Here is a 24,249-nt window from a genome sequence, read left to right on the forward strand (position 1 = left end):
CGCTTCCGGCGTTACCGACCGAAACAGTATTGGCGCGCGTCGCCTTGGAACCGGTACCCAGTGCGACCGCACTATTCGCGCCTTTTTCGACGCTGGCATTTGCGCCCAGCGCCATCGAGTCGGCCACGTTGCGTGCAACACTCGCAGACGCGCCCAGCGCAATGCCATTGGTCGCCCCTGCTGCGGAGCTGGCCTTGTTACCGATCGCAATGGAATTCGCGCCGATGGCTGCCACGTTGTTATTACCGAGCGCGATCGCGTTGTCGCCGTTTGCCCGCGCCTGCGAACCCACGGCAAGCGCGCTTTCCCCATTGGTCGTCACATTCGACCCGATGGCCACCGCGTTCGCCTGGCCGGCACCCGTTTGGGCCATGTTACCGATGGCCACTGCGCCATCCGAGTACGCGTAGCTACGCACGCCGAGGGCGACCGCATTCGCGCCCGAGGCAATGGAACCTACACCGATCGCGGCGGCAGTGTCGCTCGCCGGATCGCCGCCGACGATGTTCGCGGTATTCTCCTGACTACCGTCCGCTCCCGCACCGGCAACTTGCAAGAATTTCGATGGGTCGGCCGATGCCAAGTCTGTCTTGGCTGCAAGGACGCTAGCCGTCAGCGAGCCATGCCGCGACCTGAGTTCCGACGACAGCTTGTCGGTCCGGTCGGACATCTTTTCGATCGCTTCGGTCAATTGATTCACGTTGACTGCGTCGGTATCTTCCGTACCGTCGGCTACATTCGAAATGCGACGTTCGCGACCGACGTCGCCAACCGATACCTGGTTCGCCTCCGTAGCAACCGAATTGAGACCGATCGCGACCGAGTTGAGCCCATTCGCGCGTGAACCCGTGCCCAAGGCCAGCGAGCCATTGCCGGTCGCGTTTGCGCCCGAGCCGATCGCGACGGTATTGGCTCCCATGGCGTTTGCAGCTTGCCCCGTTGCCTTGACCTTGATGTAGCGCATCGACAGGCTGCCGTCCGACAGCGAATCGCGAATCGACTGCGTTGCATCCGACAATTGGCCGACGTTCACTGCGTCGGTCGCGTCCACGCCGGCTGTGACGTTCTTCAACGTCGTGCCTTTCTCGCCAGCCAGCGTGATCGCGCCTTTGGTCTTGTCGTCATATGAGACCGCGTTCGGATTTGTACCGCCACTGCCGCCGGTTTCCGCCGCGGCCGTGATCGCGTCACCGACGTTGCCGTAGGTCTTGTCACCGACGTGGTATTTCGGTGCCGTCACGCTGCCATCGGCGCCGATGCCTGCGCCACCGCCCAGTACCGTGGTAACGCCTTTCAACTGGCTCACGTTTACTGCATCGGTGTCAGTCGTACCGACTGCAACGTTCTTCAACGCCACCGGCGCTGCCGCGCCCGCACCGCCAAGCGTCACCGAGCCGCGATTCGCCGTGCCGTCTTCCTTGCGGTCATATGTCAGCGCTGCAATCGCCTTGCCCGTGTCCTTGTCCATCAGACCGGATTCGGCTATATCGCCTTGCAGTTTCTCGACGTTCGTCGCGTTCGTCGTCGCACGGCCGTCCAGGTTCGACACCGCGTCGCCAACGTTTTGCGCGGTCGTCTTGCCGCCGTCCAGCGTGTAGGCCGGTGCCGTCAGCTTCCCGGCTGCGTCCGCCGTCGAACCGCCGCCCAGCGCGCTCGCCACACTTTGCGACGTGCCGTACAGCTGCGAACCGTTCATCGCTTCCAGGCTCGTCGCGTTCACCGCGCCGGCCGCGACGTTCTTCAGCGTCGTGCCTTGCTCGCCAGCCAACGTGACCGTGCTCTTCGCCGCATCGTCGTATGCAACCGCGTTCGGATCCGCACCGCCACCGCCGCCGGTTTCCGCCGCAGCCGTGATCGCGTCGCCCACGTTACCGTAGGTCTTGTCACCAACGTGGTACTTCGGCGCCGTCACGCTGCCATTGGCGCCGATGCCTGCACCGCCACCCAGCGCCGTAGTAACGCCTTTCAACTGGCTCACGTTCGCTGCGTCAGTGTCAACCGTACCGACTGCAACGTTCTTCAACGCCACCGGCGCTGCTGCGCCCGCACCGCCAAGCGTCACCGAGCCGCGATCCGCCGTGCCATCTGCCTTGCGGTCGTACGTCACCGCCGCGATTACGTGGTTCTTGTCCTTGTCCCACAGGCCGGAATCGGCGAGATTGTCTTGCAGTTTCTCGACGTTCGTCGCGTTCGTCGTCACGCGGCCGTCCAGGTTCGACACCGCGTCGCCAACGTTGTGCGCGGTCGTCTTGCCGCCGTCCAGCGTATACGCCGGTGCCGTCAGCTTGCCTGCTGCGTCCACCGTCGAACCGCCACCCAGTGCGCTTGCCACGCTCTGCGACGCGCCGTACAGCTGCGAGCCGTTCACCGCTTCCATGCTCGTCGCATTCACCGCGCCGGCCGCAACGTTCTTCAGCGTCGTGCCTTGCTCGCCAGCCAGCGTGACTGTGCTCTTCGCCGCATCGTCGTATGCAACCGCGTTCGGATCCGCACCGCCGCCGGTTTCCGCCGCAGCCGTAATCGCGTCACCCACGTTACCGTAGGTCTTGTCGCCGACGTGATACTGCGGTGCCGTCACGCTGCCATCGGCGCCGATGCCCGCACCGCCGCCCAGCGCAGTCGTTACGCCGCTCAGTTGGGTCACGTTCACCGCGTCGGTGCCTTGCGTGCCTGCTGCAACGTTCACGATCTGGCGCTGATTCTTCTCCGATCCAATTGATACTGTATTCCTGCGGTCTGCCACAGAGCCACTGCCCAGTGCGACACTGTCTATGGACGTGGCACTGGCATTGAAGCCAATGGCAGACGATTTGGCCGCCCAAACGTAGGCACCGTCACCAAGCGCTACCTGGTGCCATTCCGTAGACGTGAATGAGTTTGCGCCGATGGAGATATTGGTATCTCCCCCTTCCCCGGGTCCGTACGAGTATTTTGCGACTGCGTTATCGCCAATAGCAATGCTCCGAGCCCCGGTCGCTTGCGCCGCGGTCGTTCCCCTTGCTTTCATGTACTTATTGGAGTCCGACAGTTCGCCCTTCAAGCTCTCAATGTCGGATGCATTCGTTGTCACGCGGCCGTCAAGGTTCGACAGTGCGTCGCCAACGTTTTGAACAATGGCCTTGCCGCTGTCCAGCGTGTACGCCGGCGACGTCACGCTGCCATCGGCGCCGATGCTCGCACCACCACCCAGCGCCGTCGCTACGCTCTTCAACTGCGTCACGTTCACGACGTCGGTGTCCTGCGTACCCGCTGCAACGTTCACGATCTGACGCTGGGATTTGGCGTTCCCCACGGAGACCGTATCGGCTCGCTCAGCTGCCGAGCCGGTGCCAAGCGCCACTGCCCAAGTGGCATTCGTGCCTACACTGGCTTGGTCCCCTAACGCGACCCCATTACCTGGGCTGGACTGAGCACCGGGTCCAATGGCAACAGAAACCCCCTGCGCCTGCGCGCCTGCTCCGACTGCTACTGCACGCATCCAGCCGCCTTGCGAGCCATCGACCGCGCGCGCGCCGTCGCCAATCGCAATAGCCCCCGAATACCCCGGCCGACCGGCTGCTGCGTTAGCGCCAATAGCAATCACGCCCGCTCCCGCTCCCCCAGTATCCGCCTTCGCGCCCTCGCCTACCGCGACATTGTTACTGGTTGCGTACGCATCCTTCCCGATCGTGACCGGCTCTGTGTCAAGCCGGTCACTACTGGCCTTCGCAATTGCGGCATTCATCTGGTCCGACGTCACCGCCGCAGTCACTTTGCCCGTTTTCGCGTCCAGCAGCCCAGTATCAGCAAAGTTGCCTTGCAGTTTCTCGACGTTCGTCGCGTTCGTCGTCACACGGCCGTCCAGGTTCGACAACGCGTCGCCAACGTTTGTCGCACTAGTCTTGCCGCTGTCCAGCGTATACGTCGGCGCCGTCACGCTGCCGTCGGCGCCGATGCCCGCACCGCCGCCCAGCGCCATAGCTACGCCGTTAAGCTGCGTAATGTTCCCGGCGTCAGTGCCTTGCGTACCCGCCGCAACGTTTACGATCTGCCGCTCGCTGCCGGTATTCCCCACCGAGACGGTATTGGCGCGATTCGCCACCGAGTTTTTACCGAGTGCCACACTACTCCGGGCATTATCGACCTTCGCATGGGAACCGATCGCTACACCACCGTCCGTGTCGGCCGAGGTTACCAAGGCACCATAACCAATCGCCAATCGCCCAGCCCCTGCTTCGGTCCTCGAATTGGCACCAATGGCAATCGCGCCTTCGTCGTTAGGTTCAGAAGCACTAGCCGCATGAAAGATAGCTGCGTTAGAACCAATAGAGATTCCGTTATTGCCATAATTAAGAGCCGACATATTTCCATTTATGTCCAGCATATCGGCGGCGGGAATACCTAAGACACTCCCGACATTCATCTGTTCAAATTTCGTCGCCCCCGCATCCGAGGCACTCGCTGCAAGCAACCCGATCTCCGGCGTTGAAACGCTATCTGACGACAATGCCATGTTATTTACAGCGCCAGCGTCAGCTTGATCGCCTCCGCTTGCCCCGCTGCTATATACAGAGGGCTTGCGTACGCCATCCTCGGAATGGACCATTGCATCGCTGCTCGAACCGCACTTCCCCAATTCCGCACTATCATCGGAAACACAGTAAGCACTCCCACCATCGGCCGCCCCGATGTGCGTTTCAGCGACGGCAGACCCGACCATCCCGGCGCCGATAGAGAGTGCCAACACGACAGGTGCCTTGCGCATCCCAACGGTATTTTCACGCGCTGTCATGCGTACACTTTCGGCCGCATCCAGAATTGGACGATAGATCATCTCCCCAGCAGAAACACCATGAATCCGCTTGAGCTTCATCAGCGATTTTTTCGACGATTTTCCGCCGGCACGAGATTTCGCAATTTCAGAAGCCGCGGTCCATGTACCGCTGGATGCATTCCAAACCACCTTGTACGACTTATTCATATAACACTCTCTATCTCAACACAAAATAGCGTCCGTCCATCAGTGGAGGACCATTGCTATCGAACGAACAGCCGACCGAAATCCAGCGCCACATCGATTCGGGTAATGGCCATGAGACCCACCGGGCTTCATGCGCGCACCGATTGCTTTACGCTCATGGACGCAATGACGATCCGACTCCAAAGTCCATCGAATTATCGGCCCCACCCCGTGCCATGAAATATAGGAAGCGACGCAAAAAAGTCGCCCGATGTCCTATTTTTCGACGGAAACATAGGCCATTTCCTATTCGAGCGCTGGGGGACCACCTAAAGACGAGTCGATTTAATTAAAAAATCGAATTTATATTGGAGACTCTTATTGTTAGGTGAAAATAACGCGCACCTTCACGATCCACTTTTGAAATCGTGGATCAGGCATATCTAATTTTTCAGACGGCAAGGTGGCCGTCGCGCGCAGCAATCACCGATGGTGCTCGGGCGGCTTCGAATTCGGCGGCGACAACGGCGAGCCGCTGTGCGTAACGTTCGCACTGGATTGATGTGATCGTGCGGCGATGGGTTGGGCAGCCACGACGGCAAGCCATAGCCGCGACATCGTGCGAGACGTCATGCTCGCTGCAGTGGAAAATCGGTTCGGCGACGAACTGCATAAGCCATCGAAATCGAGTGGCTGAGCGACAACGGTGAGCTACATGGCCGACGACACGCGCCGGTTCGCGGTGGCCATCGGCCTGAAGCCATTGACCGCACTGGTGTGCAGCCCACAAAGCAATGGGATGGCCGAGCGCTTCGTGAGGACGACGAAACGCAACTACGTCGCCGTCATGCCGAAGCCGGACACAGCGACTGCTACACGCAACTTGGCCATCGCGTTCGAGCATTGCCACGAGAAGCATCCCCATAGCGCGCTGAAATACCGCTCGCCTCGCGAGTCCCGGCGTTCGATGGATTCGGTAACCTTAGCGTAATGCCGTGTCCGGTATTACGGGGTCATCTCCACCGGCGTGGGACCCTTGAAGGCTGTTGAGCGTGTATCTCGACCGCTGGCGCCACCTTTCAGGAATGCTTTTGGGCTGTAACATGCAGCGCCAGCCAAGACTCCACCGCATCGACAAACGATTGGCGATCTGCTTCCTCGACACATTTGGATTCCGCTATCTTCGCGGACCACTCTTCCAAGTGACTTACCAGTTCGCCCCTATCGAGAATCATCAGGGCGCCCTGGATCCGGTGCAATCGTTCCAGCACCTCGGATACGTGACCCGCCTGCACCATCAACCGGAGTGCTTCTTTGTCGGAAATCCACGATTCGATGAACAACGACAGAAGCCGGCTGACACCTGGTGTAGCCCGTGGCAGTTGCTGAACGTCGCCAGGCCCGAGCACGTTTTGCAGCACGAGAGAAAGGTCGCTCAAAGTCGACGGTTTTGTGATGAGCGCGTCGAACGGGGTGTTTGCCACTCCCGCGAGTGTCGCATCGGCAGTACACAAAACGACCGGCCACGATATCCCCGCTGCTCGCAAGTCGGACAACAGCTCCGCTCCGCCCTTGCCCGGCAAATTGGAATCGGTAACGACGAGATCGTAGATCCGGGACTGGCAACGTCGAATGCCATCCTCCGCGCTACCGACGACGTCCACATGTCCGATCCCGAGCATACGCAATTGATCGCACATCAACTGCGCACTGACTCGGTCGTCCTCAACCACCAGAACGCTGGCCTCACTCCACGCACCGCATGTGATCTCGCCGGAACTGTCAGTGCTACCCGCGCGGCCATCATCGTCCGCTCCAGAAAGGACCATTTCGATCGCGTCGAGAAGCAACTGGCCACTGTAGGCGCTAATGACGACAGCATGGCCTGCGGAGATCGGGACAAGCGGCCCGTCCAGGCCGATCGTAATGCGACGGTAGGCACCACTCGTTTTGGGCGAACCGTCATGTTCGAGCCAGTCGCGTGCATCGATGAAAACCGTGGATGCATACGCCTCATCCCGCCCGTCATCCTGACCACTCGTAACTCGGGCGGCCGGATACCACGCGCTAAGCTGGGCCGCCAGTTGCCCACGCCAACTGGGAATATCGCAATTCACGACGAAATCGATGCCATGGCCGGCGTTGCCGTCGATTCGCGCCGCTGAATCGTGACGAAGTGGCAACACGACGGTGAAAATCGATCCGACGCCAACCTCGCTTTCGACCGTGATACTTCCACCCATTCGTTCGGCGATCTTCTGGCAAAGAGACAAGCCGAGCCCGGTACCCGCTCGCGAACTTTTCGGCCCGGCCGAGCCTTGGACGTAAGGCATGAAAACCTTTTCAATCTCGTCCTCGGGAATACCCCTGCCGGAGTCAGCAACGCGAAGCCGCACCTGGCCGTCCTCGGTCGAGCCGAGTGAAACCGTGATCGCCCCGTGAGATGTAAACTTGACGGCGTTGCCAATGAGATTGGTGACTATTTGCGTGAACCGGTACCCGTCGCAAATCCACGTGCCCCGTAGCGCCGGATCGATCAGGCAGAGAAGCCGCACGCCGTTTTTCTGCGCGTCCACCGCAAACGTCCGGCTTGCCTGCTCGACGAGTTGATCAATATGTTGTGGCTGTTCCTGTAGCAGGAACTCGCCTGCCTCAATCCTGGACAGATCGAGCACGCCGTTGATCAACGAAAGGAGTGAGCCAAACGAGTCCTGCGCGATCAATAAGCGCGAGCGCTGCTCCTCGGTCAATCCCATCCGCGAAAGCAATTCAAGATTCCCCAATGCCCCGTGCAACGGTGTCCTGATTTCATGGCTCATCGTCGCCAAAAACATTCCCTTCTCGTGACTTTCGGCCTGAGCACGCGCTCGGGACTCTCGCAGCCGCCGTTCGATTTCCTTTCGCTTCGCCAGATCGACCATCCCGATCACGAAAACGTCGTCTCCGCGATACTTTGCCTGCGCATAGGCAACCTCGAGATCAGGCTCCATCTCAAACCGGCTTACCACGCCGGAGCGCTCAGCACTTCCCGCGTGAAACCGAACCAGTGCGCCGGCACGTGCAAGTACGTTGTCGGGGGTGGCGTCCTTTTCCCCTTGACTGGCAAAGGCCATCTGAAGGCTTTGCGCTTCCGCATTCTGCAACAGGATGGCACCGCTCCTCCTGGCCACGACGGTCAAGCTCACTGGCGCGACCTGGATGATGGACCGACTGAACGCCTCGCCCTCCAAAAGGCTATGCAGCCGCTCGCTGGACGGCCGAATCACCTCGCGATTCATCCAGAACGCGCCTCCGATGACCAGACCGCACCCACTCAGCGTCGCGAGTACAACAAGCAGCAGTTGCTGGGTGATTGCCCCCAGAAGGTCGCTCCAGGTATATGCATATACCGCGACCCACTGCGGGCCTGGCACACGCTGAATAACGAAGAAGCTGCCCTCCCGCCAGATGCGTTGGGGCCGTCCGTTCGCCGCCTGGTATACCCACGGATTTCTCGATATGATTTCCGCCCAATGCGCCTCTTGCGGATTCGTTTCGTCGATACCCAATAGTCGCTGCACCGCGCACGAGACAACAAAAAAATGCGGATCGCCTTCGTTGTGCAGAAAATACTGATTGAATCGATTACACGGAATTGACAATGCGATCGTTGCCTTGCGTTGCTCACCCTCGTAGACGGATGTCGCAAAATACGTGGTCGTCATGTCGTTGAGCGGATCCTTGGACCCGGTCACCCACACAACCTTGCCCCGAACCCCATTCCGGGCATCGCGCTGCATCTCCTCTTCGACAGCCTCCATGCGTTTCCCGATGAAGTCTTCCGCAGCCTTTTCAGTGTTCAGTCGGGCAATCTGGTCCGGTGCGAGTGGCGGAAGTGTTGCCAGAAATCGCTTATCCGGCGTATAGATAAACCCCTCCGATAGCGCTGGCGAGTTGTCCTGATGGGAAAGCGAAAATGTCGACGCATACCTTGCCAGATCGATCAAATTTGTCTGGCGAGCCGCGTCCGAGGGTGAAGTGAGTGTCGACACGACCGAGAATGCGCGGGTCGCCGCAGATCCGGGCACTGTCTGAGCTAACTGGTTCTTTCTAGGCAACAGAACCTTCCGCGCCTGCGAGTCGCCTGACTCCAGGTACTCCTTTGCAATCTGGTACGTCACGACCAACTGGCGAATGCGGGCCTCGCGCCTGTCGACCTCCTCCTTCAATGCCTCTCTCTGCGCGGAAAATTGCTGTGCAAATTCCTCGTGCTGGTGTGATATCAGGAGTTCGGTCACGCCCCCGGCGCATACCAGGATAAGGCACGTCAGCGTTATGGTCGAAACAATTAGCAGGCGCTTAGAGAACGTCAACCTGAGCGGGACGTAAGCTGGGGTTGCCGCCACGATTCCGTCGTCGGCCCCATCCGAAGCTTCCTCTGCGTTGCCGCGAGACTGGCTCATGAGCCGAAATGCTCCGTGTAGATGCGATAGAGGTCAGCTTCGGACCTTGCTCCCAGCTTGTGCATGGCCCTCATTTTCTGGTGGCTGATCGTCTTGATGCTGCGATTCGTATGCATCGCGATTTCCGTCACCGACATCCCGCGCCCAAGCATTCGAAATATTTCGAGCTCGCGCTCGCTGAGCGATTCGATCGAAGTCTGCGCCGCATGTCCGGCCTCGAGCAGGTCGACAGCCACGGCCGGATCAACGAACGTTTGCCCAGCATGCACGCGGCGCACGATTGCAGCCAAGCGTGCGAAATCTTGGCTGGATTTTCTCAGGAAGCCCGCAACGCCCGCATTCATGACGCGAGAGACGAGCAACGCGATATCCTGATGTGCAGTCAGCACAATAATCGCAACGTTCGGATGGCTACGCCTCAACCGCTTGAACAGTGCCACTCCGTCGGGCTCCTGATCGCCACTGAATGAATAATCGCAGATCAGGACATGACAAGGCTGCTGTTGCAACAACAGTAGCAACTCCGAAATTGTCGGTGCCACACCGACCACATTGATATCCATCTCGGCCGCCAGGATCGAGACAACGCCGGCAGAAACGACCGGATGGTCATCGGCCACGACGACATTGATTCCGCCTCGAGCGTTGCCACTATCAGTGGATACATTCATTAATATTTTCCCCAAAAACAGCGGTCTATCCTTCCGATGCTTGGTTACAACCCGAAGGATCGGCCTTCGGTTCGTTTGTCATTCTCAAACAAATTTCTAGTCAGATACCGATCAGGTGGAAATACTCGAACATGTCTCCACGAGGGGCCAGCATGCACATACCGCGATTCATGTTTCCCATGATAGAGCACGGAGTGAGAGCGTACCGCCATGTAACGGCATGCGCCAATCCGGCTTTCTCGACGTCTCGCCTCGAGCATGGATTTTTGCAATGCACAATGGCCGTAAGTCGATTTCAGCCATATGATTTGGCCCCAACTTTTCATGGGAATGGCTCAAAGAACCGGAATCCGGTGCATTCCCTTAAGCATGGCGGCATGTCTTTCACCGATGCCCGACTCAGCGATCGAGTTTCTCCATGTGGTTCAGCATGACGCTCCGGAAGGTGCCACCGTATGCGGACATCAGTCGGAAGCTCGTCAGATTGAGCGTCGACTCGGACATCTTGCTCGCATATTGCAGCCCCACGAAGCATTCGTTGACCTCCGTCGAAACCTAGACCGCGCGCGAATTGGTCGGGCTGACATCGCCGCACCCGACCAATAATTCGTAGAGGTCAAAGTCCTGACACGGAGCCAAAGCGTTCAAAGAGTATACGTGTGTTCTGCATCGCGATAGCGCGACGCGACTGCGTTGGAATACGCGGCGAGGTTGCCGGGGTTGTGGATGCGGACCGTCGAGCAGGCGCTTTGATCGCTCGCGGCACGCGTCGAAGTACGCGCCATCTCCACAGATCCCTGCAACAGTACGCGGCCTTGCCGAGAAACGCCACAAACGAGCGGCAGAGCGCTCCGCCAAGGCGTGTGAGAAGCTGCGCAAGCGGCCAGGGTACAGGCGGTGGCGGCCGTCCACAACCTTGGCACCGGCAAGATGCGCTGCAAAGGAGCACTCATCGAGGCTATCGGGGCCCCTCCTCGTGGAGCGCGCGACGGCCGTCGACTAACTGAGCTACCGCTCGCGAGTTGGCGGGCGGGCCAAGATCACGGCGGCCGTGCCACCAACTTTCCGGTGGAATACGTCAGCAGAGGAAGGTCATCTTCACGTCGCTGACGCGGCTTGCCCGGCCTCGACATGCATCCTCGTTCGCTTTTCGCCTTCGCGCAGTTCGAACTCGCACCGCGAGCCGGCTTCGCATGGCAGCTCCTTCGTTTTCCCCGGCCGGATGTAGTACGCCGTCGGTTCACCGCATGCACCGTTCTTCTCCTTGCACACGCGATAGGCCTCGAGCGTCACCATCGAACTTCCGTTGTTCTCGACGATGCTCTTGCCGCCCTCCACCTTGAACTCCGTCTGATAACGCTCATCGCCCGGATGCACGATCACCATGGCCCCGTATCCGGTCAGGACGTTGATGCCCGCGGACAGCGATTCCTTGTATTGCTCGATTTCGTCGTTGCTCAGCACAAAGTCGTCTTTCGACTTCGGCACCACCGGTACAAAGCGCACGCGATAGTAGCGCTCCGCGTCGCGCTTGCCGCGATAGAGCAGACGCACCGATTGGGCGCCCTCGGCCGGCACGATCAGGCGAGAGGGGCTCGCGATCAGCCCTTGCCCGTCTCGTTGGGTCAACAACGCGGGATCGAGCGGCACCTCTTCCTGCTTGCCGTCATCCTTGAACACCACCTCGCTCACCTCGACCCGTACGAATGCGGTCGCATCCCCCTTGTTCCGGATCCGCTTGAGGATCGATGACTGCTTTCCGCCCATGTACTCGAACATGGGGCCAATGTTGATCGACGGCGAGCCCGCGTGGGCCGAAAGCGAGCACATGGCCAGTAGGCCAGCAAACATACACTTCGCGAGATTGACTTTCATTCGACACTCCTTTTATCGGCACTGAATGCGATCTCGCCCGATGCTTCCGGGGCCCGTCTTTCGCTCATTGCATGTGTGCCAGTTCAAAAATATGCAGCGCTTGCGTGGACCGGCTGCATGTCAGAGATTCCATTTTCCGCACGCCAGGGTGCGGCGAATATCGGAATAGTCTGAAAGCGGCGGCCGCGGCCCTGTTCGCCGCGTCACTCGGCGATCGCATCAAATACAACGGAGGCCCTTCCCGTATAGGTCGTCCCCGGATGCCGGCCCATCTCCGAGACTCCCTGACCGTCAATGGCAACATGGGCGGTTGCCACGGCGTTGTCCAGATACCGGTCGACATCGAGCGCGGCGGGCGCCCGCGTGGTCAGTGGAATCCGACTAAACGGCGCTTGACGGTCAGTGGTCGCACCGGCCACCGTCAACGCAAGATCGACCGGTACGACCGAGCCATGGGTGTTGCGCATGACGCAGCGGCCGGCTGCGTCTTCACCGTCCTCGCACCGCAGGCTCACCCGCAGCGGCTCGCCCGTGGACAGCCCGTACGCGACGTCACGCTCGATCCTGGTAGAGGGCTTGCCTTCGGCTATCCAGTTCAACCAGCCCTGAGCAGGGGCGAGCTTGACATCGTTACCAGCGCCCGAGTCCGTGATCATGAATTTGTGGCGCACCTTCAGCACGAACGCGACATCGACGCTCGATCGCGCCACGTGAGCGTGCGCGCCGAAGTCGAAATCCTTGCCTGGTCCAACCGTGAAGGTGTGCACCCCTTGGTAAGTGCCATTGGGCAGCGATACGGGATCCGGCGCGACGAGTTCGTAGGCCACGGCAAGTGAACTTCCATCGAGGACGACTGCGCCCGCGGGAAGCGGCTGGCGAGGGGTCTTGAAACAGCCCCCACCGTCGCGGGGCAAACGCCAGCCGAACCGGTAGGCATTTGCCGTGGCCATAGGCTGGACGGAGAGCGCCGTACATCCTGCCGGCGGCTGTAGCCAGCCACCTCCATTCCAAAGGGCCGCATGCGCCGTTTCGGCGCTTCCTGCCGGCGTACCGGTCAGCTGGTACACATCGGGCCGGAGCGTGTATTGCCCGAACATGCCCACGACCCGGAACGTGACCGCAGTGACCCGGTTCGTGCGTTCGTCCCTGAGTTCGACACGAATCGGATTGGCCGGCGCCCGAAGATAGACGCCATCCTGCCCAGTCGCACCGCTATCGAGCGCACCGTAACTCACATCGCCCACCGGCAGATCGACAGTCGTCACGCCTGCACAGCCACCCGGATCGGCCGCACAAAAGCCTGCCGGCCTCGTGATATTGCGAAAGCCGTTTTCGCCTTGGGTCTGCGCACCGGGCAGATATTCAGCCTCGATCGACACATCGGCGGCACGCGCGACGGTTGCGCCGGCTAGCACCAACACCGAACCGGCCAGCCATCGCATGAGCACGATGAGCGCTCGGGCGGTGGATGCGCGCGCGCCGCGATTGGCGCTACCCTTCTGATTACCCCTGTTCATCACGGCTTTCCCCTGAATCGGCATTGGTCTGCTCCTGTTCACACTCCAACTCCCCGACAATCAGAGAGTCCCCTTCCATTTGATGGTCCTGCGGCTTCAGGTGAAGCGTGCAGAGCGGCTTGCCCCCTTTCTCGACCTTGACGACCGGCTTCGCGTGACTCACCTCGAGCGCGAAAAATCCGTCGGCCTCGGTGACCGACCGGCCCGCGGGGCTGGACAGATGAGCGGCTCGCACCGGGTTGCCTGCATGGTCGACCAGTCGGCCGATCACCGTCATCGTCTTCATGACGTGCACCTTCTCGTACCCGACGCCGCCCTTGTTCAGGTGGTAATGAGTCGTGCTCGGCTGCAGCGTCGCCGCCGGCGCCTGCGATCGATCGAAGAAATACTGGAGTCGACCTGCGCGATAAGCCGACACGGGAACCAGATTGCGACCCGGGCGCAGTTCAATGCTGCCCCCCGCGGTGTCCTGCGCACGCACCTTCACGCCCTCGAAATCGGATGCCAGGTCCACAATCACCGCGGACTCGCCGTTGAAGGCATTGCTTTTGCCGGATACGGCAGCGGACTTGCCGTTCGTGCCAACGGTACTGAACAGGTTCATCCCGCCGGCAATGCCCCCTTCCTTGGACGAGCGCTGGAGGAACGCATCGCCGCGCGCCACCGAATGTTCGAACTGCGTGGTGGCACCCACGCTCAAGCCATACCGGTCGACGGTTCCGTTGGCCCCCACCGACTTGAAGAAGCCGGCGTCGAGCTCCTGTCGTACGCCCAGCGACGCATACTGATCACGCTGGCCATCCGAGCCGCTTCGCGTTCCGAGGTTCACGTTGTAACTGCGCTTTTCCTTGCCGAGCGCAATACTCAAGCCAAGATCGACGCCTCGGTTGCGGGTTCTCGCCAACGTCCCGGTGGGACGATCGAAGCCGGACAAACGCCAGGTGAGATCGTTGCCGAACAGGCTATGTCGATGCGAAACCGACAAGTCGACACCCAGGCCGCTCGTCGCGCCGCTGGCGTATGAAGCGCGCGACATGATGCTCGTTTGCGGCGTGAAGCGATGGCTCCACGTGATCGCCGAGTCATGCACCTTGCCGCTACGCACGCTCGAGCGCGCATTCCGATGGCGCCGGTCGTTGCGTTGCCAGCGCTGGCTGTGGCTCAGCGATACGCTCCCGTCCCGGTACGGCATCAGGATCTGAACATCGCCGCCCACTCCGTGCTTCGACGAGTGGTACACATTCCAGTAGGTTCGCGCACGGTCGGTAAACTGCCAGTCAAGCGACGCGCCGAATACGTTGGCGTCGGCCACATGCTGCGCCGACGCACCGAGCACCACCCGCGGATGGGCGAGATAGTTGATCGCGCCACCCGCGGTGAACGCGTGCGAGCGATCCTCGCCGATCAGGTTGCGTTCCTGTCCTGCAAAAAATGCGTACTTCCACCGTTGTGTCGGATCGCTCCACGCTGCGGGCTTGTAGATGAGCTCATTCTGCGTGGAGGCAACCTGACCATCCTCGACAAGCCGGATCTCCACTTCATAAATGCCGCTGGGCAGCGGGCGCGTATCGACCACCTGCAGCCCCGGCTGCACCGATTGGCTGTGGATCAATGCGCCATTGCGGTAGATTTCCACCATGCCCTGGCGATTCGCGGTCACATAAACGGGATAGAGGCTCGGGCGCGCGCCTTCAACCTCGCGTGCTTCGGACGTGCCAAACATCACCCCAAGCGTCGTCGCCGCCCCTCCGCCTGGCATGCGCGGAGGCCGAATACCCGTTGCCAGGTCCGGCGTAAAGAAGCCCGCGCGCGCAAATTTGCCCTCGAACTCGCGCTGCGCGTACAGCCGGGGCACCGAGTATTCAATCTCGCTGGCTCGCCGCATGCCGCGGTTCTGCGTCGCCTGCAATCCGCTCGTGATCGACCAGTTTCCCACGCTGCCGATGGCGTCGAACGCATACCGTCCGCCGATTTCACGGCCCTGGCCACCCGTCAGATTCAGGTAGTTGTACGTAATCAGGCCGGTGCTTCCGCTGGCCGGCAGCGGGTGATATTTCTGCTGCTCACCATCCTGTTCCGCGCGGCGCGTCACGATCGATAAAACGGAGTCCTGGAGGTTGTAGTGAAGCGCGAGCACGCCATCGCAGTTGGTCTCGCAGGCGCCAAGCGCACGCGGCTCACGCAGAAATTTTTCGATCAGCTCGCGATCGCCCTGGTCGATGCCGCCGTGCTGCTCATCCGAGAGCGCCACCAACTGAACCTTTCCATCGCGACTCAACGTGATCGTGCCCTCGCCTGCCGAATGACCGTCAAAATCGATGCGCACAATCAGCGGCGAATCGAACAGTTGCTCGAGAAAATCCGCCGGAAGCTGTTCTGCCTGCTCGAACAGGTCCGCCCCGGAGCCGGCCACCTCCGCACGCGCGAACGCACCCTGTTGGCACAGCGCGCCAATGGCAAGAAAAATAGCAACGCTGATCTTGCTCATTTTTGGCATAGCTGCTCCAACATTCGTTAAATTCCGTTAAATGGATAACCCGGCAGGTGCGCGGGACAATCGAGACCGGATACGCCGTATTGGCGAAACGCGCTCCAGAGCCACGCGAGCAGAACCACCGCAACGGGCGCGCGGCAATTTCTCGGTGTGGACGGCCGGGAAGCGCAACGCCGACGGGACGCGGTCGGTGTCGACTGAGGCAATTATGGGAAATTGAATGACCGAAACGAATCAGAGAAATCTGATTTGGGAGACCAGGAGCGGCTTGTTAAATCTTGAGATTATTAAATAATGAAAAGCGGCGCTGGTTTTTTTTGGACGGGCCTGCGTCATGCCGGCACGCAATGGCCATTGAACCCGCGCCTGCGAAAAGACGGACTCGCCCCGACTTATAGGGACGAGTCCGTCGTCGTGCGCTGGCGGGGAGCACCGCACATGCACGAGCGAAAGCACAACCTCAATCCTCGATGCCGGTCTCGAAGACCACTGGAAGCGTTCCACTGTATTCTCCGGGCCGCGGCGCTCCATCAAGCTTTACCCACAGTGCCAACCCGGCCAGCCCCCCTGTCTTGGCTACCTCTGCACCAGCAACGTCGTGCCGAGTCCCCACCCAATAGGGGCCTATCCAGCTCCCTATCCAGTCCCTGTTGTCGACCGTCGAGGCGTTCCAGGCAACCTGCATAGCGTCGCCACTAGCGTTTTTAATATATACGCTCTCACCCTTATTACCGACCCGCATGCGGACTCGACCATAGCTGCTGCGCACCTTCCAGCTCAGCTCAACTTTTGACGAGTTGCCCTTCGTCCACCCATCCGGATGCGTAAAGACAACGTTATCCAAATCTCCGCTGTTCACCGTGACATCAAAGAAATCCTGCGAGGGCACCTCGCCTTTGATCTGAACATTGAGATTGATCGGGTCCGGATTTGCCGCGTACACCGACATAGCCCATGCACTCACTGCCATTGCCAATACCAGCTTTTTCACCCCATTCCTCCTTACCCGTCGACCTTAGTCTCAAACATCAGCGACACCGTGCCCGCATAGTCACCCGCCACCAGGCTATCCTTCATCGCATCGCTCGCTTCCCCCGGCGTGATCTCCACTTCGATCGACTTGCCGTTCTTCGCTTCGTCCTTCGTCACCACCTCGACGGGATCAACGCCGACGTCCTTGCCGCCGACCTTCACACCCAACTTGAAGAACGCGTCATCTTTCTTTTCGTGGCTGAGCTTTGGATCATCGGAGGTCGAGAACTTGACCTGCACGTTGCCTACCCCGCTTTTCGCAAGCACGCTCTTCTTCTTCGAATCGAACTTCTTTTCGGCCTCGTTCCAATCGAGCTTCAGCGGCTCGGCGCTGTTCCAGCCCTCCTCCTTGATCTCGAAGCCGCCCGCCGCCGGCACCTCGGCGCTCAGCTTGATCTCAAAGGACTGCTCCTTGACTTCTGCGTGCGCGGTACCGGCAATTGCGACCGCGCCCAGCAGACACGCACGAACGATTGATTGATGCATACATACTCCACGAATGATTAATAGGGGCAGCGCAATAGGATGCGCACGCCAATCACATTTTCTGCCTCTGGTCAGCCCGTCCCAATCAGACAACTCTTATTTGTGCACTGCCGATGAATATAGGATCACTTAGAGTTTCTAACACAACGGCGACGCAAAGCTTTCAGTGCCATATTGTTGCGGCACGGTCAGACGCAAAATCAGAACTAGTTATGGGCGGCACTAGAGCCGCCGATTCAGGTGTTCACGCCTTCACCCAAAGGTGGCCGCCGACGCACAGTGCATGACGGCGCAGCATTGAACGACATCCTGCATGTCTTGCATCGACATCAGTGACGATGGAGACGGAAAAAACAGACCATCTCTAATTCTTGTGATGGTGACCTCTAACCATCGCGAGACGAAGCCCACAAGACCCATTTTCGAAGATGCGCCAACCCAATTGAGCGACGCAGAGAGTCGCGAGCTTCAGAGAAAATCCCTCTCCACCACCAAATTGGCGCAGAGGGATAAAGGTCTCGTCAGTGCCGAGGCATGGGCCAAAGTCACTCCTCAAACCCGGTCTCGAAGACCACTGGAAACGTTCCGCTGTATGATCCGGGGCGCGGCGCTCCATCAAGCTTTACCCACAGTGCCAACCTGGCCAGTCCGCCCGTCCTCGCTACCTCTGCATCAACAACCTCGCGCCAAGTCCCCACTTTATAGGGGCCTACGAAGCCGTTACTATTGTTGAGCGTCGAGACGTTCCAGCGGATCGGCATGGCGTCGCCAGTAACGTTTTCAATAGATGCCTCCTCATTCAAGTTGCCGGCCAGCATGCGGACTCCACCATAGCTGCTGCGCACCTTCCAGCTCAGCTCAACTTTTGACGAGTTGCCCTTCGTCCACCCGTCCGGATGCGTAAAGACAACGTTATTCAAATCCCCGCTGTTCACCGTAACATCAAAAAAATCCTGCGAGGGCACCTCGCCCTTGATCTGAACATTGAGATTGATCGGATCCGGATTTGCCGCATACACCGACATAGCCCATGCACTCGCTGCAACTGCCAATACCAGCTTTTTCACCGCATTCCTCCTTACCCGTCGACCTTAGTCTCAAACATCAGCGACACCGTGCCCGTATAGTCACCCGCCACCAGGCTATCCTTCATCGCATCGCTCGCTTCCCCCGGCATGATCTCCACTTCGATCGACTTGCCGTTCTTCGCTTCGTCCTTCGTCACCACCTCGACGGGATCAACGCCAACATCCTTGCCGCCGACCTTCACACCCAACTTGAAGAACGCGTCATCTTTCTTTTCGTGGCTGAGCTTTGGATCATCGGAGGTCGAGAACTTGACCTGCACGTTGCCTACCCCGCTTTTCGCAAGCACGCTCTTCTTCTTCGAATCGAACTTCTTTTCGGCCTCGTTCCAATCGAGCTTCAGCGGCTCGGCGCTGTTCCAGCCCTCCTCCTTGATCTCGAAGCCGCCCACCGCCGGCACCTCGGCGCTCAGCTTGATCTCAAAGGACTGCTGCTTGACCTCCGCGTGCGCGGTCCCGGCAATTGCGACCGCGCCCAGCAGACACGCACGAACGATTGATTGATGCATACATACTCCACGAATGATTAATAGGGGCAGCGCAATAGGATGCGCACGCCAATCACATTTTCTGCCTCTGATCAGCCCGGCCCAATCAGACAACTCTTATTTGTGCCCACCTTTTTCACAGTAGGATTGCTAATCGATGTCATTGAAGCCATCCCCGGTCGAGCCCTGTGACCAACAACTAACGGCTACGCATTGCACTTGATGACCGGGATGTCGAGCGAGAGTTACCGCCTGGAGTACAGCTCGACGCCTTGCGTCATCGAGACCAACGGTCAGTGCTCTCGCGCAATGCCGCCGGCGTTCTTAGTGCATCGTCGCCGTTCGCGATGGCGGATGCGACGAGCGAGGCACTCAACATCACAAACTCCGGGGTTCCGTAGCCCAACCTCTCTGCGGCCCGCTCTACATGATGATAGTCACCGGGGTGGACCTCCAGAACGACTACCTTGTTTTCGCATCGATTGTTATTCACCGAAGCCCTCTCCTTTCGTTTCCAGTGGCCAAGATTTTGAACCCTGTCGGCGGAGTCCAATGAAATTGATGGTACCGACAGTGGCAAGCCACATCGATCAGAAATGTCTCAAATGAGTTTCGGGTTGGCCTCGGCACAGGCTTCGAGCCGGCGGCGTTAGAGAAATTCGGGGATGACGTGAGCAGCGCGGCGTGCGTCTTCAATCAGCGCCACGCCGCTCGGTTCCAACTCCTGCCGGAGACATCCGGACTTCCGTATGGGAGGCGCGTTGAGATTCAGCCCCCGATGTTGACTCGATACGGGTAAAGCAGTGCGAAATCGTCATCGCGCTCTTCCAATCGTGTCGGGAAGCCGCAGCGACGTGCGGGGCCGCGATCCGCAACCGGATTGCCGAGCGAGCGCTGCGTGGTATCGCGATCGGGAGGCGCAACAACTCGTTCGTCAGTTCCAAACGTGGCGTCGAACGCGGCAGCGATGGATTGTCTAATCGACACGACGCCATTGAGCGACTTCGATCCCCGAGCATACTTCACGCACGTACGTGCCTGCCCACATCGGGACCGTGAGGCTTTTTCTCGCCCCCACACCGTCAATGCACAAGTAGTGCTTCGACTCTCCTGCGGCTCAGACCGAACAACGTCGACGTGACGACGGACAGCACTTTGAAGTCTGCCGAGTCAGCAAGCGCGTCGGATACCGACTGAATGTCCGTCGTCGCCCGCACGACTGCGGGCCCGTACTTGTCGCCTTGCAGGGCGTGTCCCGCGGTATCGAGTTGGGCGCGCAGCGTGCGGTCCGCTTGCGTCAACCCGTCGAGCGCGCGCACCACCTCGCGCAATGCCGCGCGCTGCGACACGCGGTCGGTGACTTGCCAGCGCGCTGGATCGATGGCTTCCGGCGCCGCGTCGACTTGCGCGCGGCTGGGACGGCCTCCAGGGAACCGCCTGCCGCCGCCCTGCACCATCAGATGATCGCGCACGATGGGCCAGCGCGATTCCGCCACCGTGAAATCAATCTGGCCGTCCGCGGCCAGCGCCGCGCGAACGCCGGTGCAGGCCAGCGCACGGTCCAGCTCGCGCGCAAAGGCGGCTGCGTCGAGCGGCGCCTCTCCAAAGCTGACCGATACCGGCTGCTTGCCCAAGCCGGCCGGGTGGAAAACGAGCGTTTCCGCGCCGCCACTTCGCCATTGCTCGACATCGAGCGCGCGCATGCGGAACGTACATACTGCATCGGCAGCTGGATGCACCACCAACTGCGCATCCAGCACACCGCCCGCCAGCACTGCGCGGTCTCGCCAGAGCGCGCCGAATTTCGCAATAACCGCGGCAGCACCGTCGCCGCTGCGTTCCGCGCCGCTCAAGGCCATGCCGATCGCCCGCTTCAACCCGCGCAACTGCCCGGCGGCCGTCTCGACAAACGCCAGCCCGCGCTGCGCGACCGTCACGTCGGCGTTCAGTTGTGCGTGGCGTGCGGTGAAGGCGACCGACACGTCCGGGAAGCGCGGCGCCACGGCGGAATTTCCCGATGCCGGCAGATGGGCGATCGGCGCCGCGGGCGGTGGGGCGGCCTCCTTCGTACGAGCACCACGCTGCACGCGGCTGGCCACATGCGCATCGTCACGCCGGGAAACCAGCCGACCGCGAACGGGTGGGGTAGATCCCATCTTCATCAGCGGGGCCTCAGATTGCGTCGAACAGCGACAACTGCGTCATGCGCGTATAGATCGCGTACGAACCTTTCACGGCTGCGATGTAGTTGTTCAACTGGTCGATCGCCTCGGCAAAGTCCAGTTCCCCCACCAGACTAACGGCTTGCCCGTTGGCGACGAGCTGCGCCGAATGATTCTCGCTCATCAGATCCAGCGTGTTCTGGGCACCGCCCAGATCGGTAATCTTCACGCTCAGGGCATCGATACCGTTGCGCTTGACCGAATCCAATGCCGCACTCAAGACGCCGCGCACCGCCGGTGCGCTCGGATCGACTTCAGGATTCTCCATGGCCGCAATCGCCGCCTCCAGCTTGTTCATCACGTCGGTCAGAGGCTCGACCGTGACGTTCGCGTTCTGCGTGACACCGTGGCCGATCACCACTTGCTGCAGTTCACCATTGCCGGCGTACGAGTAGCGGCTGCCGACAGGCGCGGTCGCGTCATATGCGATCGGCGCCGTATTCGTTTGCGAGCCGGAGAAAAGAAAGTTGCCGTCGCCATCCTTGGCGTTGGCGGCCTGCTTCAGGTTGTCGAGCCGCATGCGCAGCGGCGCGGCGAGCGCATTCAGGTCGGCCGCGCTACGACTACCGTCGGCGGCAGACAGCAACGAATCGTGCACGGACATCACCGTGTCGAGCATACCGTCGAGATGCACTTCATTCTTTTGCAAGCGCACCGAGAGGGTATCGATGTTGTTCTGATAGCGCTGAAGCAGCGAGGTGTCGCGGTCAATCAGCAGCAACCGCGCGGCCGCAATCGGGTCGTCCGATGCCCGCTGCACTCGCTGGCCCGTGGATATCTTGGACGTGAGATCGGCGGCCTTGCTGTTCGACGCGCGTAGCGTCGCGAGCATGGTGTTGCCGAAGTGTTGACTGGCGATACGCATGGTGCCCTGTACTGAACGCATCCCGACCGCAATAGCTTTCCTGTGGTCGTACCGAGGCTCAGTTGCCCTTCGAAACCCGTAGCGCGATTCCGATTGAGTGAATCGCGGTGCCACCTGGCCTTCAACCACATGCGATTACCTTGCAATCTTTCGACGTTCTCCCTGTGTTAAACGTTAGTCTTCGACGCGCCGTGCCGCCGCTTACGCCGGCGTCACGGTCACGCAGCCTTTCCGGTATGGGCGACCACACGCCGTCGTACCGATCGCACCGGATTTCCCCACTGCATCGACAATTGCGATTGCCGAACCGGGCTCTTTGATGCCGCTCACCTTTGAGAGAACGGCTTCCTGGCGTCCCTTCATTGGCTCACACCGCTCGCAGGTGCGAGCCATCCATTCCATCCCGCTTAGAAAGCGCGCATTGTCGCGTCGAACAATTCCTTTGCGACGGAAATCACTTTCATGTTGGCCGAGTAGACCTGAAGGGCTTCGGAAAGATTGACGGCTTCCTCGTCCATGCTGACTCCCGACAGCGACTGCCACGCTTCTTCCGCTCGCTGGCGAACATTGACGGCAATTGCCAAACTCGACTGGTTCTGCTCACTCTGCGCGCCGAGCTTCCCGACGAACTGCACGTATGCGTCGCCCAACGACGCCTCGCCGAAGCCCGGCAAATCGATACGTCGGGAGCGCAGTTCGATCAGCTTGAGAAGATTGTCGCTGTTGCCAGGGGTCTTTGGATCGCCCGAAAAGCCGAGTTCCTCGGGCTTCATCTCGTTAGCCGTCAGGTGGCCCGTTACCGGATTGAACGTGAACAGCGCCTTGCCCGGCGAACCTCCCATGCCGAAGCCGGCAGTGGCCTGCTCGTTGAAGCTGCCCGCAAGTTCGGCCGCCAGCGAGCGGATTGCCTCCATCTGCGGCAGCAGCGTGTCCTTTGCAAAAGACGACAAGCCGCCCAGTTCACCGCCGACCTTGGCACCGTCCACCGAATACTGCGTGCCGGCCAGTTCCAGCTTGAGTTCGAACGTGCCGCCGGACAGCGCTTCCACCCTCATCTTTGCGACCTGATGGCCCGCAATGAGCGGCGTACCGCCCGCAAGACTCACGTCGACGGTGCCGTCGGGCTGACGAACGGTGCGAATGTCGACCAGCGCCGACAACTGGTCGATGGCCTGGTCGCGCTGATCGATGAGCTCGGACGGTGCGCCACCGTTGGCTTCCGCTTCCGCGACGAGACGGTTCAACTCGGCGGCAGTTCGGGATAGACCGTTGATCTGCTCCACGGTGGCCGTGCTCTGTTGGCGCAGCGTATCGAGCTGGCCACGCATCATCTGCTGCATACTGCTGAAACTCTTCGCCATGCCACCGGCAGCCAGCAGCACCTGCTGCCGCAGCGCTGAGTTGGCCACATCGGCGCTGGCCGCATCCAGCGCGCTGAAGAACTTGCCCATCGAGACTTTGATGCTGCCGTCCTTGAGCCCCATCACTTCCTCGAGCTGACGGAAGTACGATTCCGCCGCCCGGTGCTCGCCGACCGATCCGTGCGACGCCCACTTCTGCTGCGTGTTGGTGTGATCACCGAAACGGATCACCGAACTCGCATCGACGCCACCACTCACGCGCGAGGTTCGCAGCACACCCTGGCGCGTGTAGCCGACGGTCTGCTGGTTTGCCGTGTTGCGCGCCGACCTGTCCATTGCCGCTCGCGCCCCGAGCGCGCCTGACAAACCAATTTGGGTAATATTCATAGTGAGGTTCGAATACAAAAAGTGTGGCGGTGAATGTGTTAATGCATCAGTCTTTCGACGGCGTCGCGTCAGGCGGCAGCATCTGCGCGACCAGCGTGTCCGCGATGCCAAAGCCACGTTGCTTCGCGATGGCATCGGCCACCGCACGGTTCGCGTAGTCAAGCATTGCTTCGCTGGAACGGTCGGCAAAACCATCGTCTCCCTTGAGCTGGTCGGTCGCCTTCTTCATTTCGCTCAACATCTGCGCGATGAAAAGGCCTTCGAATTTCACGGCTGCATCTTCCACGCGTGCGCGGTAAGCTGGATCCGATGCCTTGATGGAGGCGGTCTCAATCGCGGCGTACTGTGCGTGTGGCAGGTATCCGGGTTCAAGCGTCATCATCGA

At 60.2% G+C, this 24,249-nt stretch carries 14 protein-coding genes and 1 pseudogene; 1 reads left to right on the forward strand and 14 read right to left on the reverse strand.

The features are described from left to right. Nucleotides 1-4,960, reverse strand: a 4,960-nt coding sequence (locus tag H3O04_RS06625) for an ESPR-type extended signal peptide-containing protein (RefSeq protein ID WP_272929878.1), incomplete at its 3' end; no start/stop codon positions are given. Nucleotides 4,961-5,393: 433 nt separating this feature from the next. Here H3O04_RS06625 and H3O04_RS06630 point away from each other — a divergent pair. After that, nucleotides 5,394-5,930, forward strand: a pseudogene (locus tag H3O04_RS06630) (DDE-type integrase/transposase/recombinase); the annotation flags it as partial. A gap of 88 nt (nt 5,931-6,018) precedes the next feature. Here the strand turns inward: H3O04_RS06630 and H3O04_RS06635 are convergent. The 13 genes from H3O04_RS06635 to H3O04_RS06695 all read right to left on the reverse strand — a co-directional run bounded on the left by H3O04_RS06635 (nt 6,019) and on the right by H3O04_RS06695 (nt 24,246). Then, nucleotides 6,019-9,381, reverse strand: coding sequence for an ATP-binding response regulator (locus H3O04_RS06635; RefSeq protein ID WP_202587356.1), 3,363 nt, complete (start codon nt 9,379-9,381; stop codon nt 6,019-6,021). Then, a complete protein-coding gene (locus tag H3O04_RS06640; RefSeq protein ID WP_202587357.1) occupies nt 9,378-10,052 on the reverse strand; it encodes a response regulator transcription factor in 675 nt (224 codons plus the stop codon). The genes H3O04_RS06635 and H3O04_RS06640 overlap by 4 nt, the downstream gene beginning before the upstream one ends. A gap of 1,098 nt (nt 10,053-11,150) precedes the next feature. Then, a complete protein-coding gene (locus H3O04_RS06645; RefSeq protein ID WP_202587358.1) occupies nt 11,151-11,927 on the reverse strand; it encodes a fimbrial biogenesis chaperone in 777 nt (258 codons plus the stop codon). A 203-nt stretch (nt 11,928-12,130) separates the two neighbouring features. After that, the gene (locus H3O04_RS06650; protein ID WP_202587359.1) at nt 12,131-13,468 is read right to left on the reverse strand and encodes a hypothetical protein; all 1,338 of its coding nucleotides are present in this window, start codon (nt 13,466-13,468) and stop codon (nt 12,131-12,133) included. Then, nucleotides 13,431-15,932, reverse strand: a complete 2,502-nt coding sequence (locus H3O04_RS06655) for a TcfC E-set like domain-containing protein (RefSeq protein ID WP_202587360.1) — start codon at nt 15,930-15,932, stop codon at nt 13,431-13,433. Before H3O04_RS06655 ends, H3O04_RS06650 begins: the two co-directional genes overlap by 38 nt. A gap of 466 nt (nt 15,933-16,398) precedes the next feature. Then, nucleotides 16,399-16,929: a hypothetical protein gene (locus H3O04_RS06660; protein WP_202587361.1), complete on the reverse strand. Its 531-nt coding sequence runs from the start codon at nt 16,927-16,929 to the stop codon at nt 16,399-16,401. A gap of 11 nt (nt 16,930-16,940) precedes the next feature. Beyond that, on the reverse strand, nt 16,941-17,456 hold the full coding sequence (locus H3O04_RS06665) for a CS1 type fimbrial major subunit (protein WP_202587362.1): 516 nt from the start codon (nt 17,454-17,456) through the stop codon (nt 16,941-16,943). 545 nt (nt 17,457-18,001) lie between these two features. Then, on the reverse strand, nt 18,002-18,523 hold the full coding sequence (locus tag H3O04_RS06670) for a hypothetical protein (protein ID WP_202587363.1): 522 nt from the start codon (nt 18,521-18,523) through the stop codon (nt 18,002-18,004). A gap of 11 nt (nt 18,524-18,534) precedes the next feature. Further along, nucleotides 18,535-19,050: a CS1 type fimbrial major subunit gene (locus tag H3O04_RS06675; RefSeq protein WP_202587364.1), complete on the reverse strand. Its 516-nt coding sequence runs from the start codon at nt 19,048-19,050 to the stop codon at nt 18,535-18,537. Nucleotides 19,051-20,111: 1,061 nt separating this feature from the next. After that, complete coding sequence (locus H3O04_RS06680) at nt 20,112-21,191, reverse strand: hypothetical protein (RefSeq protein ID WP_202587365.1); 1,080 nt, start codon at nt 21,189-21,191, stop codon at nt 20,112-20,114. Between the two features lie 10 nt (nt 21,192-21,201). Further along, nucleotides 21,202-22,116 carry a flagellar hook-associated protein FlgL gene (flgL, locus tag H3O04_RS06685; protein WP_202587366.1) on the reverse strand — a complete coding sequence of 305 codons (915 nt, stop codon included), beginning with the start codon at nt 22,114-22,116 and terminating at the stop codon, nt 21,202-21,204. Nucleotides 22,117-22,523: 407 nt separating this feature from the next. Beyond that, on the reverse strand, nt 22,524-23,864 hold the full coding sequence (flgK, locus tag H3O04_RS06690; RefSeq protein WP_202587367.1) for a flagellar hook-associated protein FlgK: 1,341 nt from the start codon (nt 23,862-23,864) through the stop codon (nt 22,524-22,526). 46 nt (nt 23,865-23,910) lie between these two features. Beyond that, a complete protein-coding gene (locus H3O04_RS06695; RefSeq protein ID WP_202587368.1) occupies nt 23,911-24,246 on the reverse strand; it encodes a flagellar biosynthesis protein FlgJ in 336 nt (111 codons plus the stop codon). Nucleotides 24,247-24,249: the final 3 nt, after the last annotated feature.

Source organism: Burkholderia sp. KCJ3K979 (assembly GCF_016759955.1).
In the GTDB taxonomy this organism is placed as follows: Bacteria; Pseudomonadota; Gammaproteobacteria; order Burkholderiales; family Burkholderiaceae; genus Burkholderia; species Burkholderia orbicola.